Here is a 17207-nt window from a genome sequence, read left to right on the forward strand (position 1 = left end):
TTGTTCATCTTTGATTAAGGTTGGTAAAATTACACTGCGTAGCAAGAATTGATGAGATAAATAAAAAGTATGAAAAGAATAACGCAAGAAGTTAATGACTTTATCAACCGTGGTATGGACGCAAACGTCCGCATCGCCGTAACGGGGCTATCGCGTGCCGGTAAGACGGCTTTTATTACTTCTCTGGTTAATCAATTATTGCATACCGCCACTCACGACAATTTGCCGCTACTTAATGCCGCCCGTGACAAACGCTTAATTGGCGCCAAACGTGAGCCGCAAACTAACATGATGGTGCCACGTTTTGCCTACGACGATGCGATGAGCCAAATTCATGCTATGCCACCTCAGTGGCCAGTGCCTACGCGTGATGTCAGTGAAATTCGCTTAGCGCTAAAATATAAGCCAAACAAAGCCACTAAAAAGCTGTTGAGTAAAACTGCCGTACTGAACGTCGATATCATCGACTATCCGGGCGAATGGCTATTGGACCTACCTTTACTTGATATGAACTTTGCGACTTGGTCTCAGACTCAGTTTGAGGCCTTGAAAGGGCAGCGCAGTGAACTTGCCGCTAGTTGGTTGACTGAACTTGAAGCGTTAGATTTGAATGCAGATCTGAATGAAAAGCAGCTTGAGAAAGTCGCAAAAACTTACACCGACTATTTGCATGCATGCAAAGAAAGCGGCTTACATTGGGTTCAACCTGGTCGTTTCGTTCTGCCTGGTGAGCTTGAAGGTGCGCCAGTATTGCAGTTCTTCCCATGTCGATTTGACGCAGATACGAAGCCAGCCAAAGGTAGCAACTTAGCGATGCTAGAAGCGCGTTATCACGAGTATCAGCAAAAGGTCGTAAAGGCATTTTACAAGCATCACTTTGCAACGTTTGATCGACAGATTGTGCTGGTGGATTGCTTACAGCCACTCAATGCGGGTGATGAAGCCTTTTACGATATGCGCCAAGCGCTTGAGCAGATCATGCACAGCTTCCGATATGGGCGCAGCAGCTTTTTGCGCCGTTTGTTTTCGCCAAAAATCGACAGAGTACTGTTTGCCGCGACGAAAGCGGACCACGTGACCCCGGATCAACATCCCCACTTGGTTTCATTGCTGCAACAGATGGTACATCCGGCTTGGCAAACCGCTTCGTATGAGAACATTGAAATGAGCTGCATGAGTATTGCCTCGATTCAAGCGACGACCTCAGGCTTTATTGCTTCTGGTGATAAGACCGTGCCAGCTTTGCAAGGTACAACACTAGATGGCGATCCAATGACGATGTTCCCCGGAGAAGTGCCGAAGAAGTTACCTAATGCGGCATATTGGCAAAACAGTGGCTTTGATTTTACTTCTTTCCGTCCAATGCCTTCAGAAACCGACGAGCCGATGAAACATATTCGACTCGATAAAGCATTGGAATACCTATTGGGAGACAAATTGAAATGAGCGAGCTAAAACAAAAACAGGTCTTCTCAGAAAGAGCGATGCACAGTGATGAAGAGAGAGTTTCACCTGAGTTGACGGCTCAAAAGACGTTTTCAGAAAAAGAAACCTTCGTTCCCGTGGCGATCGAGGAGCAACAGGAAGAAACCGAGCAAGAGTTGCAGCTCGAACAAGTCATTCGCCCTAAATCTGGCCGCAAATGGCTGACAACGGGTCTCTTTGCCACCTTTGCCGGTTTAGTTGGTTGGCAAGCGGTCGATTCTGTTATTACCGCAGTACAAACTGCCGATTGGCTTGCGCTTGGTTGGGCGGGCTTTACCACTACCATCGCTTCTTTTGGTTTAGGCGCGTTAGGCAAAGAGTTATGGAAGCTGCGCAAACTGCGTAATCACTTTAGTGTGCAAGAAGAAAGTGAAGCGCTTATCGATAGCCAAAGCGTTGGCAAGGGTAAAGCGTTCTGTGAAAAAGTCGCGGAGCAAAGTGGTGTACTGGCAGAGAACCCAGGTTTTGACCGTTGGCAGAACAGTGTGAATCCCGCTCACAGCGATGCTGAAATTCTAGAGATGTACGACTCCATGGTCGTTAGCCAGCAAGACAAGCTCGCAACCAAAATTGTTTCTCAGCACGCAACTGAGTCTGCGGCTTTAGTGGCGGTGAGTCCATTGGCTGCTGCTGATATGCTGCTGGTAGCGTGGCGCAATTTCAAAATGATCGACAACCTTTCTAAGGTGTACGGCGTTGAACTTGGCTACGCTTCTCGCATCAAACTGCTCCGTGCGGTGTTTGTGAACATGGCTGCGGCTGGTGCTAGTGAGCTTGCAATAGATGCCAGTATGGACCTGATGTCTATGGATCTAGCAGGGAAGATCTCAGCGCGTGCGGGGCAGGGGCTTGGTGTGGGGATTTTGACAGCCCGTCTTGGCCTGAAATCCATGGCACTGCTTCGACCTTTGCCTTGGTATCCAGAGCGTCAAGTCAAATTAGGGGCGATTCGTAAGGAAGTGGTGGCGAAAGTTGCATCAATCACGGTCAAACCGTAAGCAATGTCACCTTTAGCATAGAGGATTGCTTGACGGCATACCAAGCTTAGGAGAAACTACTGTCAACTTTTCCTGACAGTTGTGAATTGGGATTTTTTCAGTGCGTCTTGAAGTCTTATGTGAAGATAGGCTCGGTCTTACCCGAGAACTGCTCGATATTTTAGCATCTAAAAGCATCGATTTGCGTGGTATCGAAATCGATATTAGTGGCATCATCTACTTAAACTGCCCGGATATTGATTTTGATACTTTTAGTGAGCTGATGGCTGAAATTCGTCGTATTTCCGGCGTCAAAGACGTTAGAAAGATTCAATTTATGCCAATGGAGCGCCACAATACAGAGCTACTATCATTGGTAGATAACCTTCCAGATCCTGTATTTGCGATTGACCTTAAAGGCGCTGTCGATATGGCAAATATGGCAGCACTATCATTACTTGGTCAGCACAAACAAGATGTGATCGGTACGCAAATTGGCACATTGCTACCAAGCGTGCGTTTTTCTCGTTGGTCTGAAGGTGTTAACGCGCGTACTCGTGAAAGTTTGGTGATCGACGGCTTAGACTACATCCTTGAGTTGATGCCCGTTTACATTAAAGACGAAGCGCAGAACTCGACATTAGCCAGTACACTGATGACAATTCGTTCAAGCCAGCAAGGCTCACAAATCGAAGAGACACTGCCGTTACACAATCAATTAGGGTTCGAGCACTTTGTTGGTTTGTCTAACCGTCATAGGGCATTGATAAACCAAGCGAAAAAACTGTCAGTTCTCGATCAACCTCTATTGATTGAAGGTGAAACCGGCACTGGTAAAGAGATGTTAGCAAAAGCGTGTCACAGCCGTTCTGGCCGTGCGAGCAAACCGTTTCTCGTCTTGAGCTGTGCATCGATGCCTGATGATGTGGCTGAAACTGAACTCTTTGGCCACGCGCCAGGCTCGTTTAATCATGAGCAAGGTCATAAAGGCATTTTTGAACAAGCAAACGGCGGTACGGTTTTCCTCGATGAAATCGGTGAAATGAGCTCGCATCTGCAAATCAAACTTCTACGTTTCTTACAGGACGGTAACTTCCGTCGTGTGGGCGCAGAAGACGAAATGCACGTTGATGTTCGTATTATTGCTTCGACTAAACACAACTTGGCTGAGCTTGCTGAAGCTGGCAAGTTCCGTGAAGATTTATACTATCGTCTGAATGTCCTAACATTGAACATTCCACCTCTACGCAAGCGCTCGAATGATGTGGCACCGCTACTCGACTTGTTTGTAACGAAACACGCTCAACAACTTGGTATCGATAAGCCAGAGCTGGATGAGGAGTTGGTAGATGCGTTAGCTAATTACCAATGGCCGGGCAACATGCGACAGCTCGATAACATGGTTCTGCGCGCATTGACTGAAATGGATGGGCACGTCCTAAAAGCAGAAAACTTTAATCTGCCACAACCACAAGCAATGGGTGGCACGAGTACGACACTGAACCTTGATGGCTCGCTTGATGAGATAATGCGTGACTATGAGTCGCAGATCTTAGAGCGTCTGTACCAATCGTTCCCATCAAGCCGTAAGCTCGCCAAGCGATTGAACGTTTCGCACACCTCTATCGCGAACAAACTTCGAGATTATGGTATTCGTAAAAGCTAGGATATTCGTAAAAAACGGGCTATCCGCAAAACTCATCCGAAATCAAATGGAAGTTGTCATTCATAATGGAAGATAAAAGCTCCTCTATCGCCGTTCACAAGTTGGACGGCGACTTGCTTCTGCGTACTGCAGAAATTGGCGATGCCGATATGATTGCGGCGTATTTTCAGACTAACCGAGAGTATTTGGCACCATTTGAGCCGCGACGTGAAGAAGCATTCTACTCCGTGAATGGTTGGCTTCAAAAGCTCATTAAGCTGAATGAACTGCATCGGCTGGGGCTTGGTTACTATTGTCTGCTTGTTCATGCAGAATCTGGTAAAATGCTTGGTACGCTCTCTTTTAGCAATTTGACTCGCTTTCCGCTATACGCCTGTAACGTAGGCTATTCCCTTGCGGAAGACGCACAGGGCAATGGTTATATGTGCCGCGCGCTTAAAATGGCCTGTGATTACATGTTCGACGTGCAAAAGTTACACCGTATTCAAGCTGGCTACATGCCGCATAACAAGCGCAGCGAAGCGGTGTTACAGCATGTCGGTTTTGAGAGAGAAGGGTACGCAAAGGACTATTTGTTGATCAATGGTCAATGGCAAGATCACGTACTGACATCGTTGACCAACCCAAACTGGACAGCAGAGGCATGATAAATGGAAAGATTGGAAAAGCAACTAGCACTTCTCATTGAACTGGATCAGCTAAAAAGTGTACTTCGTCGTACTCGGATAAAGAGTGCCGACCGACGCTTAGAGAATAGCGGTGAGCACAGTTGGCACGTTGCATTGATGGCGGTATTAATGCAGGAACATGCGAATGCACCAGTCGATATTGCTCGAGTGATGAAAATGTTGCTTATCCATGATGTCGTAGAGATCGACGCAGGCGATACCTTTGTTTATGATGTCGCAGCCTCAAAAGAGCAAGAAGAGAAAGAACTGAAAGCAGCAGAGCGTTTGTTTGGAATGTTACCAAGTGATCAAGGTGATGAACTGTTCGCCCTGTGGAAAGAGTTTGAAGCTGTACAAAGTGATGATGCGAAATACGCTAAAGCGTTAGATCGCCTTATCCCGATGCTGCTCAACTGCCACAACGATGGTCAAAGTTGGAAAGAACATGGTGTCACGCGCGAGCAAGCGTTAACCATCAATAAAAGAATTGAATTTGGCTCTGTCACCCTATGGGACAAAGCTAAAGAACTGATTGAAGAAGCCACCGAGAAAGGTTGGCTGAAGTCGTAAGAAAGGAGACTGAATGTCTTATTTGCCTTTGGATGAATACCAAAGAAAATGGATTTTTACTCACCAGTCAATGCCAGTGCCTGAAGAGGACCTCGAGTTTATCAAGCCGATGAGTCAAGCTCGCGCCGCGCAGTTCTGGAAAGAGAACATTAGTGCACAAAGTCCCGATATGGATCGTTTGAGCTCGTCCGATTGGCCAATGAAAGATTCTAATTGGTCAGAAGAAGTCGATTGGATGACCGCTTGGGAAGCCGATGAACCTGAGTTACCAGAAGAAATCGCGGCGTTTATCGATTGGCAAGATGATGTCACGGTGTACTTCTGTTATGAGAAATACAACGTAATAGAGACGAAGTGGTCAACGTTCAAAAAATATTGGAAGAACTTCCTGTTTTATGATGATGGTCCGATCTTGCTCGGCCGCCGCCGTGCTCAAGCGCTTTGGTTTGATTCCAAAGGCAACGTCAAATTGGGCGAGCGTCACTAGGACATTATATTGCTGAAGCCACCGAGTTATGTCTAATAACTCGGTGGCTTTTGTGTCTCTATAGGTTTGATAAGGGACTTAACACTCCTCCTGCGCCACGTTCGATCACGTGGGTGTAGATCTGAGTCGTTTTCACATCGGTATGTCCAAGTTGCTCTTGGACGGTTCGTATGTCGGCACCTGACTCAAGAAGGTGGGTAGCAAAGCTGTGCCTAAGGGTATGGCAAGTCACCGACTTTTCTATTCCCGCATCTTTTGCCGCTCGTTTTACAGCCCTTTGTATTGCGCTTTCATTGACATGATGCCGTCTAAATTCACCGGTATCTGTATCTATGCTTAATTTGGTTGATGGGAAGAGAAAGTGCCAATTAAAATCCAATTCTGCGCCGAGGTACTTCTTTCGTAACCCATCGGAGATATAAACACCGGCATACCCACCCATATGACGGTCTTTCTGATAATAATCTCTCGCTAGATTGACCTGCGCTTTTAGTGGGTCGTGTAACTCTTTGGCTAATGTGACCGTTCTATTCTTACCACCTTTTCCTTGCCAGACTCTAAGCGCACCGTAGTCGTAATCAATATCTTGAATTCTTAGCCGTAAGCACTCCATGATTCTCAGGCCAGATCCATACAAAAGTTGGATATGGAGCTTGTATTTGGGGTCAATATGCTGAACAAAGCGTCGCACTTCGTCTCTTGTTAAGACAACGGGCAGTTTTTTCTCAGTGAGTGATTTTTGAAACCTCATATTCAATGAAAGTGGCATCTGGAAGTACTCTCGATACAAAAAAGAGATGGCGTTTAACGCAAGTGCCTGCGTTTTGACCGCTACTTTTTCATCAATAGCGAGGTGACTAAGAAAACGTTCAACATCGTCTTCAGAAAGTTTAGAGGGGTGAGCTAGCTGGTGGAAGACAATGTAACGTTTTATCCAAAATAGGTAGGTTTCAATGGTCTTCTTTGCATAGTGACGCGAGATCATATGTTCTTTGACGCTGAGTAAAAACTGACTTTTCATTTCCTAATTTAACTGGTTATTTATACAGTTTTGTTAACTTAGCTCCTCATTAAGAATTAGGCGCCACTACGCTGTCTAATTGCGTGTGTGAGCACACAGATTCATACTGATTTTCTATTTGTTTCATAAAGATAAGTGCTAGCATGCATACTTTCTTTTGGAATGAAAGAAGGCGGTAGCGTGCCTGAAAGACGGCGACAGGCCGTATAGAAAGCGTTATGTGCTTTGGGAGAAAATGGACATGGATATTCCCGACAGATTCAAAAATGTAAGATACGTTTCATCCCGCATACCAGGTTGTAAAGATGATTCAGACTTAACGCTTGGCGCTAACTGTCAGGTCTTTGCTTATAATCTGCTCAGAGACTTCGGTCTAAATCCACCTAACTACCGTTCTAGTGAACTGTGGGATGACTCAGAGTTTAGTGAGGTGGTCACTGAGTTTAAGCCGCTAGATATCATGATGTACAACGATTCTACTGACTCATACGGAGCGCATGTTGGAGTGTACGTCGGTAATGGACTCGTCTACCATCTGTCTTTATCCAATGGCTTACCCAAGTTTGAGCGCCATTTAGACTTACTTCAACAAAGTAAGTATCGGTTTTTTATTGGTGCCAAGCGTGTTAAGCAGTTTGGTGCATAACGTAAGCACGCACATAACAAACTGTTCAAGAGGGATTCGCAACGCGTGGCATTTTCACAATGCGTTGGTTTTAGTGTTTAAGGTGGAATGCGGTGACTTCGGTATTGCGTTGCTCACCCCTTAACAGGGCGTTATGTTTAAGAGGCAAATTTGAGCGGTATAAAGATAACTTTTGCTTATGATAGCAATGGAGTTCGAGTGAATGCGGACTCTTATGGGGCTTTTCCAATAGCCCATCCTCTTACGTGTCCAGATAAAAACTGTGAAGCCTTTTTGGAGCACGTAAATGGATATAAGCGCGAAAGCTATGGTAAACAGCAGTTCATTCCTGCTTTTTACCGATTAGAAAAAGGCTTCGATCATAGTGAATATTGCAGTTACAAGTCTTCTGGCAGAGCAACCATAGTAGCTGGAGAATCTGACCATGAAGTTAAGGATGCTCTTGCTAAAGGCGACTTTTTGTTTCGTGTCCATGTTATGGATGCAGAGGAAAGAAAAAAGTTAAAAGACAAGTCAGGCACCTTTCAACAATTTCCGCCGAATGATACGACTGAGCGGAAGTATCGAAACCGAGGGCGCAGGTCTACCTATGTCCGTACGATGAATAGCCTATTAGAAATATATAACCATGGACGTCTTAACCCACAAGACAGAGCTAAAATTAAGCTCATAATCGGTGGTAAGGTAGTAAAGTGGACAGAGTTCTTTTACTCGACTAACCATCTAGGTAGCTTAAAATCCCGTCTACATCGAGAGGGGATAGTTCAGGCAGCAGTAGTGGTCAAAATAAATGTTGTTGGGTTACCGAATCAAAAGCTGGGTGGCTTTCGCTTTATAGAGTGCAGTCCTAAGACTACGGGGTTGGGTAGACACATATACACTACGTTGAAGCTAGCTAAAGGTTTACCAAATAACAGCTTTACTTTGAATCAAAGTGTGATGGTTTTGGGTAAGTTTAGTATTCCAGACCCGAATGATCGTGTCACTCCTACATACTTGGGTAATGAAATCAGGACACTAGTAACTCACACACAGCAAGTAGTGGAAATTTAAACATAACAAACAATTTAAGAGTGATTCAGCACGCTTGGCATTTTTGGTTTGGGTTGAGTAATGTGTTTACGGTGGTCAAATTAAGTGTCGTGGTCGCGTGCTTCACACCTTAATTGGGCGTTAGTCGCCAGAAAAAGCTAGCAGTCAAAATCATGTTTCTAAGCTCAAAACTTGGCTACTGGTTGTTTGATTCATAGTTCCATCTTCGACGGTCAAAGCTCAGTTTCATCGGTTCTAAATCAATGCATTACTATTTTCCAAGCGGTTGTTTCGTTCTTTGGTGGTGATAGAGCGGGGTAATCGAAAATCTGTTTTTGGTTGCAAATCTGCTCGGTGAGTTTGTTGGTTTAAAAGCTTATTTACTTGCTGAAAGGACGTTTTCTCTGGTGTGGTAAGTTCCACGTAGTTTCAGTGACTTTGTTGAAAGTCCGCACTGTGAGATTGGTTTTCCAAAAGCGCTTTTTTGGTGTTGCCAGTCCGTTTTCTGCGGCGTTGGCTGTTCCAAGTGGTTTCATTGAATAGCCGCTTTGAGACTACGCCTGACTTAAGTGCATCAAAACACATAAAGTTTGTTGTTCGCAAAGTTTAGTTTGGCTTAAAATTGTCGCTCGGTGCCTCGCGACTAACAAACTGTTCAAGAGTGATTCGCAACGCGTGGCATTTTTACTATGCGTTGGTTTTAGTGATTAAGGTGGTATGCGGCGGCTTAGGTATTGCGTTGCTCACACCTTAACAGGGCGTTATGCTTCAGGAGGAAGAGTTGGATAATCAGTTTAAAGATTTAGCAAAGGAACATCCGGAAGCCGGTAGCAAACTAGGAATTGCACTCTCTACCTTAAGTCAGGTTCCTATTAATGGTATGAGAGTCGCTCCCGAAAATGGTACTAATGGCGGGTATATCTGGTGCGGTGAAGAGTTATCTTCAAACTCAGACTTCTTTGACCCGCTACATGTTGAGCATATAGTTAAATACCTACCTCAAGTGCAAGCTTATCTTGGTTTGCCTCCTGGCTACCGCTTCCTAATAGATAACAATGGCTACGAAGATATCTGGTATGACAGCAGCTTGTTGGAAGGAAACGCATAACAAATTGTTCAAGAGGGATTCGCAACGCGTGGCATTTTTACTATGCGTTGGTTTTAGTGATTAAGGTGGTATGCGGCGGCTTTGGTATTGCGTTGCTCACCCCTTAACAAGGCGTTATGTGCTTTGGTGGAAATGAATATGGAAATCACAATCAGGCGTATCGAAACAGAAAGCATTGAGGACAAAAGTATATTGGAGACTCTGTTCAAAGAGTATCTATCTGGATTCTCAGTTGAACTAGATCTCTCAGTAATTGCTCGGCTATTTACGTTGCCTTATTTCCACGGGTTTATCAGTTTTGTCGACAATAAGCCTGCTGGCTTTGCGGTTTGCTTTGAATCATTCTCAACTTATCGTGCGCAAAGAGTGATGAATATCCATGATTTTATGGTGTCGGACAGCTTTCGTGGTAAAGGTGTTGGCAAGGCGCAATTGAATGGTATCGAACAATATTGTCGTGATAATGATTACCTCAAAATCACACTAGAAGTCGGTGATGATAATGTTGCAGCTAAAAAGCTCTACAGTTCATTGGACTACAAAGATTACAGAGTAGTTTTGAAAGGTCAGCAACATTGGCAAAAGTACCTCAGTTAGCACGCACATAACAAACTGTTCAAGAGGGATTCGCAACGCGTGGCATTTTCACTATGCGTTGATTTTAGTGATTAAGGTGGTTTGCGGTGACTTCGGTATTGCGTTGCTCACCCCTTAACAGGGCGTTAGCTGAATAGAGGCAACTTTGATTATGTTTGTAATTCCAGATACTGATAAGAAAATACGGGCGAAGATCTCTAGCTACAAATCGGCGTTTAACCGTGAACTGAGAGATTATGGCTATATCTCTGATGGTTATGGCAAGAGATACTTAATGTTTCCGTTGTTGCTTGTTCTAAATGATCTAAAGAAAGCAGAAGAATATGTAAGGTGGCATGATTCACAGTTTCCTGATGATATGGGAGAGCCTATTCAGATGCTGTGTCGTTCTATACTAACGTATCGTATAGGCAATATTGATCAAGCTTCTTACGAATTAGCTGAAACCATGCTTTCAAATGTGTACTTATTGCCATGGCTACTAAATGAAAAAGTAGAGCCTTTTGATATGTGGTATACATCTAACTTTCAAATGGTTGAGCACTGTGAGTATGTACCAGATAGGGTTCTAGAAAGCATATCAGAGCAAGAGTTTGAATGGATTTCCCGTTGCTATAATTCAGAGGCTTTTATAAAAGCGCGGACACGTTACATTGAAATCCACATGCTCTTAAATCTTGTATCAGACATTGATGAACGCGCTAAATTATTAGGTGAGTCCTATAAGTTACTAGAACCCCTTGAAAAATTCAGCTAACAAACAATTTAAGAGGGATTCACAACGCTCGGCATTTTTGCTTCTACTTCAAGTTTAGTGTTTATGGCACAATGTTTTAGGTTTGGGTGGAGGCGTTGTTCACCCCTTAATTGGGCGTTATGTGTTAATCGGATTTCAATGGCTTAAATGCCTTTGAGTCGTTCTTTTCCCCTTTAGCCATTCGTTGGGAGTAGACTCAGCAAATCACGATTGTCGTTCCATTCTTAAATCACTTAACCCGTAAAACATGCCAAGGTTCGCGGGTTGCTTCATTCGAGTTTTAGGTGGTTTGTTCGTCTTGTTTCTCTGGCTCAAAGTCGCTTTGGGCGTATTTCTCAATCAGCCAATAACCTTGGCAGTTGAGTCGGCAAATCGCCATTGTTCTGCGCTGTTGTTGCAAAGAAAGGGCGCTTGTTGAGGCTTGATCGAGTTGCCTCATTGTCAGGGAAGTGGGCTTACTCGTTTCTGGCTTGGCGCATCTGGTGGTCAAGTGTGTTCGAGCTTGTGATTTGGTTCAGAAATCTAGGTCTACATTGTAGTTCTTTGCCAAATAAATCAGTCGTTTGTGTTAAAACATAACAAAGCATTTAAGACGGATTCTCAACGCTTGGCAATTTCAGTTTGGGTCAGCTTTAGTGCTAAATGTGGCAAGGTTTAAGGTTGGGTGGTCGCGTTGTTCACCACTTAATGCGGCGTTATGGCTCCGAGTACCCCACGTTTAGTAGACACTTTACTAAGTTAGATCTAGGGTCTAATTGAGAGGTGATTTATGGCTAAACATCGTAATCCAGCGTACACCGAAGAGTTCCGTAAAGAAGCAGTCCGCTTGGCCAGTCTTCCTGGCCGAACAGCCGTCTCCGTTGCCAAGGAGCTGGGCATCAGTGCCCAGCAGATCCGGAACTGGAAGCGCCAGTTCACACGCCTATCTGATAAACAGTTTAACACCTTAGATGGTGTCGATTATTCGAAGAAAGAGTCCGAAGAGCTTCGAGCGCTAAGGCGCGAGAACAAGCGACTCAAAGATGAAATGGAATTCCTAAAAAAGGTCTCGGCGTACTTCGCGAAGCAGCAAGAGTGAAGTACGAGTTCATTGAAAGCTATACCGGCGAGTACTCGATTAGCTTAATGTGTCGTACGTTAGAGGTGAGTCGAGGTGGTTACTACAAGTGGTGTCATCATACGCCGAGTGAGCGTTCAAAGCGGCGAGAGCGCTTTGAACAGCTCGTCATGTGTACCTTTGCCCAATATCGGGCACGTTACGGTTCAGTGCGAATAGCCGAAGAGCTCAACGAAGCAGGCCATGCCTGCTGTGTGAATTATGTGGCTGATATTATGAAGGAAAAAGGTATCAGGGCACGTAATGGCAAAGGGTTTAAATACAGCAAGGATGTGGCTGCGATGACGAATGTTGCTGACAACTTACTGCGTAGAGACTTTGTATCTGAGACACCGAATCAGAAATGGGTCACGGACATCACGTATATCTGGGTGAAGAGCCGTTGGCTCTTCTTGGCGACAGTGATGGACCTGCATTCAAGGCGCATTGTGGGTTGGTCTCTAGGGACAACGATGACCGTCGAGCTCATCACCAATGCGCTAAAAATGGCGCTTGAGTCACGTAAGCCGCCTAAGGGCGTCATTATCCACTCGGACCGTGGTGTACAATACAGAGCATATAAATATCAAGACTTCATGCGCAAGCATGGAGGTGTACCGAGCATGAGTCGGCAGGGTAACTGCTGGGATAATGCGGTGATGGAGTCGTTCTACAGTCGACTGAAAGTCGAACTGATATACGCAGAAGACTATCAAACAGTCGAAGAAGCCCGAATGGGCATCTTCGAGTACATCGAGGTATTTTACAATCGCAGAAGAAGACACTCAGCGTTGGGGCACGTTAGCTCAGTTGAGTACGAAAGTATGTAGTTATGTAGTGTCTACTTTTTGTGGGATACACCAATTTTTAGGAGGATAGGGTGCAAGTAAATAATACCTTTCGGCTTCAAATTGAAGAGGCCCTTTGTAAAACACAGTTCAGCTTAGAGGATGTGGAAATAACATATCCTTCTTATGGTGAATTGGTCTCCATTAAGTTTAAGCATCATGACGGATTCAAGATCTCGCTTGAAGAGATTGAATACCAAGAAACGTTACAGCTTCACAGGGATATGGAAGACGAAATGCTTGCTCCTATGCGCGGTACGCATTATGGTGAGCCTGATACTAAAACCGTCACAAAGAATAAGTATGTCTCGACGGAATCTCCGGGTTCTGTAAAAGCTACAGATACGATTTCTTTTCTTAACTTAACTAGCTTTATCCAGCGATTGCCTGTTTGGGCTAATAATATAGAAGCTGAGTTGTTATCAATCTACAACCAACCAGAATACAGCGATGCGGAACTAGAAAAACAAGTAGAAGCGATTTTTCCGCATGATATTGACAAACCTAATCAGAAGTTCACAGAGAATGAAGTGACCTCGTTAAAGGAGAACCTTGAAAGGTTGTACCAACGTGTTGAAGAGCTTCAAGAACAGTGCGATATTTCTCAGGCAAAAATTGAAGCACTGCGTTCAGCCATAGATAAAGCCAGTGAAAATGCACCTAAGTATCCTAAATCAATGTGGTTAAAACTTAATAAAGGAAAGATTAAGGAGACCTTGATCAATATATTTAAGTCCGAGGAAGGGCGTAAATTCCTTCTAAAGGTAGTTGAAAAGATTGCGTTGAATTAAAAATATAACAAAGCATTTAAGAGTGATTCGCAACGCTTGGCAGTTTCGCTTCGCTCAAGTATAGCCAAGCGCTGCTCACACCTTAATGCGGCGTTACGTATCCGAGTATCCCACGTTTAGTAGACACTTTACTAAGTTAGATCTAGGGTCTAATTGAGAGGTGATTTATGGCTAAACATCGTAATCCAGCGTACACCGAAGAGTTCCGTAAAGAAGCAGTCCGCTTGGCCAGTCTTCCTGGCCGAACAGCCGTCTCCGTTGCCAAGGAACTGGGCATCAGTGCCCAGCAGATCCGGAACTGGAAGCGCCAGTTCACACGCCTATCTGATAAACAGCTTAATACCTTAGATGGTGTCGATTATTCGAAGAAAGAGTCCGAAGAGCTTCGAGCGCTAAGGCGCGAGAACAAGCGACTCAAAGATGAAATGGAATTCCTAAAAAAGGTCTCGACGTACTTCGCGAAGCAGCAAGAGTGAAGTACGAGTTCATTGAAAGCTATACCGGCTAGTGCTCGATTAGCTTAATGTGTCGTACGTTAGAGGTGAGTCGAGGTGGTTACTACAAGTGGTGTCATCATACGCCGAGCGAGCGTTCAAAGCGGCGAGAGCGCTTTGAACAGCTCGTCATGTGTACCTTTCCCCAATATCGGGCACGTTACGGTTCAGTGCGAATAGCCGAAGAGCTCAACGAAGCAGGCCATGCCTGCTGCGTGAATTATGTGGCTGATATTATGAAGGAAAAAGGTATCAGGGCACGTAATGGCAAAGGGTTTAAATACAGCAAGGATGTGGCTGCGATGACGAATGTTGCTGACAACTTACTGCGTAGAGACTTTGTATCTGAGACACCAAATCAGAAGTGGGTCACGGACATCACGTATATCTGGGTGAAGAGCCGTTGGCTCTTCTTAGCGACAGTGATGGACTTGCATTCAAGGCGTATTGTGGGTTGGTCGCTGGGGACAACGATGACCGTCGAGCTCATCACCAATGCCCTAAAAATGGCGCTTGAGTCACGTAAGCCGCCTAAGGGCGTCATTATCCACTCGGACCGTGGTGTACAATACAGAGCATATAAATATCAAGACTTCATGCGCAAGCATGGAGGTGTACCGAGCATGAGTCGGCAGGGTAACTGCTGGGATAATGCGGTGATGGAGTCGTTCTACAGTCGACTGAAAGTCGAACTGATATACGCAGAAGACTATCAAACTGTCGAAGAAGCCCGAATGGGCATCTTCGAATACATTGAGGTATTTTACAATCGTAGAAGAAGACACTCAGCGTTGGGGCATGTCAGCCCAGTTGAGTAAAAAAGTATGTAGTTATGTACTGTCTACTTTTTGTGGGGTACACCACTTGTGACGCCCTAGCTCTTTAGCGATGTTGACGACACTAATGCCTTGCTTTCTAAGTGCGGACATCATATACCTTTCATTCTCAGTGAGGTGTGTGTAATTCATGGTTTTTCACTTCTTGGCGGGAGTAAAACTTATGAATAGCACATCTCACTGTTTTAATTTTCTGGGGTGTCGCACTTCGTACTTGAATCTAAGATTTGGCAGTGCCTCTCACAATGACCTTAAAGAATTTAGGCTTAAGCCTCTAGCGGCGGTGAAACCGGATACAGTTACAATAGACTACGCTATCAAAAAGAAGTGGCATGTCGTTTACTGTCCTAGTTTGGTTTATGGTGGTGAAAAGTGTCAGCTAAAGCGTATTGTAGATTCCTTATCTGACCAAACTCTCCAAGTAGCGATACCATCTCAAGGATACAACCAATATATCCATGTTTATGATATTGCGCGATTTTATTTGGCACTGGTTCGAGGTAAACGTCCAGCTACACAACACTTTATTGCTGAGACTAAGGGGTATAGCCCCGAAGCATTCTCTCAATTGCTACTCGACTTTCAAGTCGTAAAGCAGGTTCACGAGAGCAGTTGGAGTGACTTTGAGAAATGCCATGGTTCTTCGGCAGTCGAAATTGAAAAGCTAAATCTTAATCTTCCAATTAGTCCTTTGTTTGAACCGACAGAGTCCTTAATGAAGTATATAGAAAATTACACATAGCAGTCTGTTTAAGAATGAATCGTAACGTGTGTCATTTTTACTATGCGTTGGGCTTCGTGTTTATGGCGCAGTGGCGCTGTACATTAGTAGCTTTTTTACGCTTTAACTCATAGGGTATGCCAGCTAGTTTGAGTGAGAAAATGCATAGCTGTGTACTGAGCATAAACCAAGATCTTCAAAAATAGGGCTAAACCTGAATTCATGAGCTTTAATATAAGCACTGACTGACAAGAAAGGTGGCCAAATGTTAAGTGAACTCAATGATCGTCTTGCTACTGTTTCGGAAAATATCGCTCAACTCGAAGGGCAGTTTGGCGAGTACTTCAAACCAGACCGTTGCCAGTGCACAGTGAATAATCATGAGGTTTTCCTCGAGTATCAGCATGATTTAGTATTTGAGGAAGCTTCGGAGCAAGCGCAAGTGTTGTTGCGTTTGTTAGACATTCCCACCATTGGTGGTGGTCGACGAAATTTACTGCGTGATGTTTCTGGGAAGGGCGACACTACCAAGCTTCACTTGGACTTATCCTGTACTGAAGAGGACCTATTACTCCAGTATGTTTGTTCTGAGCTCTTGTTATTTTTCCAGAAAATTGCCAATAACCCTTAACTCAACATATGAGTTGAGTATTTTGGGTGTATTGGTTTTCACCTAGAAATCTCTCCTATTTGTTGTACGAGCGTACAGAGGTAAGACTGGTCGTGAGCTGACAGACAAAGAGTTACCTATATAGTCATCCTGAATGAATTGAATCAATTAATCTGCACTTGGTCATATAGGCTTTCTAAACAAGGAGAGTTCTATGAGACTGTTATTAAAAGGAATATTGTCATTAACCACGCTCCTGGGGTACGTATCAGTTCCAATTACAAGTATCTACAAGTTGATGACACTTGATGTTCTTGGCGTGGTCCCCAGCGAAGTCAAGGTCGTAACAAAGACACCGAAATACTTTGAAGTTACAGAAGAGGATCTCAAGATCACATCATCTGACAATGGCGGGAAAGCACAGGAAATATTTCCACTAGTTTTGGACGTAGCTTCTACCCCAAGTGAAGAGGTGTTGGAAGACTTACGTATAAATGAGCGTTTGTACACGTTGTTATTATCCGACCAAGATTTATCTCGCTTGACCGCTAGTCTCAATAAAATTCGCACTGAAAGGGCTGAAGGACAAAGTGATAAAGAATATAGCTTAGGGATTACCATCGTTAATGGGTGTGTCCGCTATGAGCAACCCATAAAATCTGCCCCTGTTTCTCTTTATCTTCAGCCTAGTGAAAACATAGGTATGTTTAAAGTATTAGATGATTTTAACTTAGCCTCGCAGGACTTAAGTTCATATAAAAATGTTCAAGATTGGAATGATTGTTGAGCTAATCAGA

At 44.3% G+C, this 17207-nt stretch carries 19 protein-coding genes and 2 pseudogenes; 19 read left to right on the top strand and 2 right to left on the bottom strand.

What is annotated here, in order from left to right:
• The first annotated feature begins 69 nt into the window (after positions 1–69).
• From B853_RS06610 to B853_RS06635, 6 genes are all read left to right on the top strand, one after another.
• Complete coding sequence (locus tag B853_RS06610) at positions 70–1446, top strand: YcjX family GTP-binding protein (RefSeq protein ID WP_038886987.1); 1377 nt, start codon at positions 70–72, stop codon at positions 1444–1446.
• Complete coding sequence (locus B853_RS06615; RefSeq protein WP_038886989.1) at positions 1443–2483, top strand: YcjF family protein; 1041 nt, start codon at positions 1443–1445, stop codon at positions 2481–2483. The genes B853_RS06610 and B853_RS06615 overlap by 4 nt, the downstream gene beginning before the upstream one ends.
• 100 nt (positions 2484–2583) lie before the next feature.
• Positions 2584–4128 carry a transcriptional regulator TyrR gene (gene tyrR, locus B853_RS06620; RefSeq protein ID WP_010448791.1) on the top strand — a complete coding sequence of 515 codons (1545 nt, stop codon included), beginning with the start codon at positions 2584–2586 and terminating at the stop codon, positions 4126–4128.
• A 65-nt stretch (positions 4129–4193) separates the two neighbouring features.
• Entirely contained in the window at positions 4194–4775 is a 582-nt protein-coding gene (rimJ, locus tag B853_RS06625) for a ribosomal protein S5-alanine N-acetyltransferase (protein ID WP_038886990.1), read from the top strand.
• A 3-nt stretch (positions 4776–4778) separates the two neighbouring features.
• Positions 4779–5366 carry an HD domain-containing protein gene (locus tag B853_RS06630; RefSeq protein ID WP_038886992.1) on the top strand — a complete coding sequence of 196 codons (588 nt, stop codon included), beginning with the start codon at positions 4779–4781 and terminating at the stop codon, positions 5364–5366.
• Positions 5367–5379: 13 nt separating this feature from the next.
• Entirely contained in the window at positions 5380–5853 is a 474-nt protein-coding gene (locus tag B853_RS06635; protein WP_038886994.1) for a DUF2947 domain-containing protein, read from the top strand.
• Between the two features lie 58 nt (positions 5854–5911).
• Here B853_RS06635 and B853_RS06640 read toward each other — a convergent pair whose 3' ends face one another.
• Positions 5912–6874: an integron integrase gene (locus B853_RS06640; RefSeq protein ID WP_038886996.1), complete on the bottom strand. Its 963-nt coding sequence runs from the start codon at positions 6872–6874 to the stop codon at positions 5912–5914.
• 235 nt (positions 6875–7109) lie between these two features.
• Here B853_RS06640 and B853_RS06645 point away from each other — a divergent pair, with 235 nt between their 5' ends.
• From B853_RS06645 to B853_RS06720, 10 genes are all read left to right on the top strand, one after another.
• On the top strand, positions 7110–7520 hold the full coding sequence (locus tag B853_RS06645; RefSeq protein ID WP_038887009.1) for a hydrolase: 411 nt from the start codon (positions 7110–7112) through the stop codon (positions 7518–7520).
• Between the two features lie 150 nt (positions 7521–7670).
• Positions 7671–8573, top strand: a complete 903-nt coding sequence (locus B853_RS06655) for a hypothetical protein (RefSeq protein ID WP_038886998.1) — start codon at positions 7671–7673, stop codon at positions 8571–8573.
• Positions 8574–9315: 742 nt separating this feature from the next.
• Complete coding sequence (locus B853_RS06670) at positions 9316–9660, top strand: immunity protein Imm33 domain-containing protein (RefSeq protein WP_050569003.1); 345 nt, start codon at positions 9316–9318, stop codon at positions 9658–9660.
• A 138-nt stretch (positions 9661–9798) separates the two neighbouring features.
• Complete coding sequence (locus tag B853_RS06680) at positions 9799–10257, top strand: GNAT family N-acetyltransferase (protein ID WP_038887000.1); 459 nt, start codon at positions 9799–9801, stop codon at positions 10255–10257.
• 151 nt (positions 10258–10408) lie between these two features.
• The gene (locus B853_RS06690) at positions 10409–11014 is read left to right on the top strand and encodes a hypothetical protein (protein WP_038887001.1); all 606 of its coding nucleotides are present in this window, start codon (positions 10409–10411) and stop codon (positions 11012–11014) included.
• Positions 11015–11783: 769 nt separating this feature from the next.
• Complete coding sequence (locus tag B853_RS06700; protein WP_004413754.1) at positions 11784–12092, top strand: transposase; 309 nt, start codon at positions 11784–11786, stop codon at positions 12090–12092.
• A complete protein-coding gene (locus B853_RS06705) occupies positions 12089–12940 on the top strand; it encodes an IS3 family transposase (protein ID WP_170001015.1) in 852 nt (283 codons plus the stop codon). Before B853_RS06700 ends, B853_RS06705 begins: the two co-directional genes overlap by 4 nt.
• A 50-nt stretch (positions 12941–12990) precedes the next feature.
• Entirely contained in the window at positions 12991–13749 is a 759-nt protein-coding gene (locus tag B853_RS06710) for a hypothetical protein (protein WP_038887996.1), read from the top strand.
• A 167-nt stretch (positions 13750–13916) separates the two neighbouring features.
• Positions 13917–14225 carry a transposase gene (locus B853_RS06715; RefSeq protein ID WP_038884526.1) on the top strand — a complete coding sequence of 103 codons (309 nt, stop codon included), beginning with the start codon at positions 13917–13919 and terminating at the stop codon, positions 14223–14225.
• 47 nt (positions 14226–14272) lie between these two features.
• Positions 14273–15061: an IS3 family transposase gene (locus B853_RS06720; RefSeq protein ID WP_128826832.1), complete on the top strand. Its 789-nt coding sequence runs from the start codon at positions 14273–14275 to the stop codon at positions 15059–15061.
• Between the two features lie 45 nt (positions 15062–15106).
• On the opposite strand, the pseudogene B853_RS06725 reads toward B853_RS06720, so the two are convergent.
• A pseudogene (locus tag B853_RS06725) lies at positions 15107–15211 on the bottom strand (helix-turn-helix domain-containing protein); the annotation flags it as partial.
• A 94-nt stretch (positions 15212–15305) separates the two neighbouring features.
• On the opposite strand from B853_RS06725, the pseudogene B853_RS06730 reads away from it, so the two are divergent.
• The 3 genes and pseudogenes from B853_RS06730 to B853_RS06740 form a co-directional block, all read left to right on the top strand.
• Positions 15306–15821: pseudogene (locus B853_RS06730) on the top strand (NAD(P)-dependent oxidoreductase); the annotation flags it as partial.
• 244 nt (positions 15822–16065) lie between these two features.
• Positions 16066–16431, top strand: coding sequence for a hypothetical protein (locus B853_RS06735; RefSeq protein ID WP_038887710.1), 366 nt, complete (start codon positions 16066–16068; stop codon positions 16429–16431).
• Positions 16432–16624: 193 nt separating this feature from the next.
• Complete coding sequence (locus tag B853_RS06740) at positions 16625–17197, top strand: hypothetical protein (RefSeq protein ID WP_038887709.1); 573 nt, start codon at positions 16625–16627, stop codon at positions 17195–17197.
• Positions 17198–17207 lie beyond the last annotated feature (10 nt).

Origin of the sequence: Vibrio rotiferianus CAIM 577 = LMG 21460, from assembly GCF_002741985.1 — a bacterium.
In the GTDB taxonomy this organism is placed as follows: Bacteria; Pseudomonadota; Gammaproteobacteria; order Enterobacterales; family Vibrionaceae; genus Vibrio; species Vibrio rotiferianus.

Coding starts and splice junctions, on each gene's coding strand:
- B853_RS06610 (WP_038886987.1), top strand. CDS start 70: ATGAAAAGAATAACGCAAGAAGTTAATGACTTTATCAACCGTGGTATG.
- B853_RS06615 (WP_038886989.1), top strand. CDS start 1,443: ATGAGCGAGCTAAAACAAAAACAGGTCTTCTCAGAAAGAGCGATGCAC.
- rimJ (WP_038886990.1), top strand. CDS start 4,194: ATGGAAGATAAAAGCTCCTCTATCGCCGTTCACAAGTTGGACGGCGAC.
- B853_RS06630 (WP_038886992.1), top strand. CDS start 4,779: ATGGAAAGATTGGAAAAGCAACTAGCACTTCTCATTGAACTGGATCAG.
- B853_RS06635 (WP_038886994.1), top strand. CDS start 5,380: ATGTCTTATTTGCCTTTGGATGAATACCAAAGAAAATGGATTTTTACT.
- B853_RS06640 (WP_038886996.1), bottom strand. CDS start 6,874: ATGAAAAGTCAGTTTTTACTCAGCGTCAAAGAACATATGATCTCGCGT.
- B853_RS06645 (WP_038887009.1), top strand. CDS start 7,110: ATGGACATGGATATTCCCGACAGATTCAAAAATGTAAGATACGTTTCA.
- B853_RS06670 (WP_050569003.1), top strand. CDS start 9,316: ATGCTTCAGGAGGAAGAGTTGGATAATCAGTTTAAAGATTTAGCAAAG.
- B853_RS06680 (WP_038887000.1), top strand. CDS start 9,799: ATGGAAATCACAATCAGGCGTATCGAAACAGAAAGCATTGAGGACAAA.
- B853_RS06690 (WP_038887001.1), top strand. CDS start 10,409: ATGTTTGTAATTCCAGATACTGATAAGAAAATACGGGCGAAGATCTCT.
- B853_RS06700 (WP_004413754.1), top strand. CDS start 11,784: ATGGCTAAACATCGTAATCCAGCGTACACCGAAGAGTTCCGTAAAGAA.
- B853_RS06715 (WP_038884526.1), top strand. CDS start 13,917: ATGGCTAAACATCGTAATCCAGCGTACACCGAAGAGTTCCGTAAAGAA.
- B853_RS06720 (WP_128826832.1), top strand. CDS start 14,273: ATGTGTCGTACGTTAGAGGTGAGTCGAGGTGGTTACTACAAGTGGTGT.
- B853_RS06735 (WP_038887710.1), top strand. CDS start 16,066: ATGTTAAGTGAACTCAATGATCGTCTTGCTACTGTTTCGGAAAATATC.
- B853_RS06740 (WP_038887709.1), top strand. CDS start 16,625: ATGAGACTGTTATTAAAAGGAATATTGTCATTAACCACGCTCCTGGGG.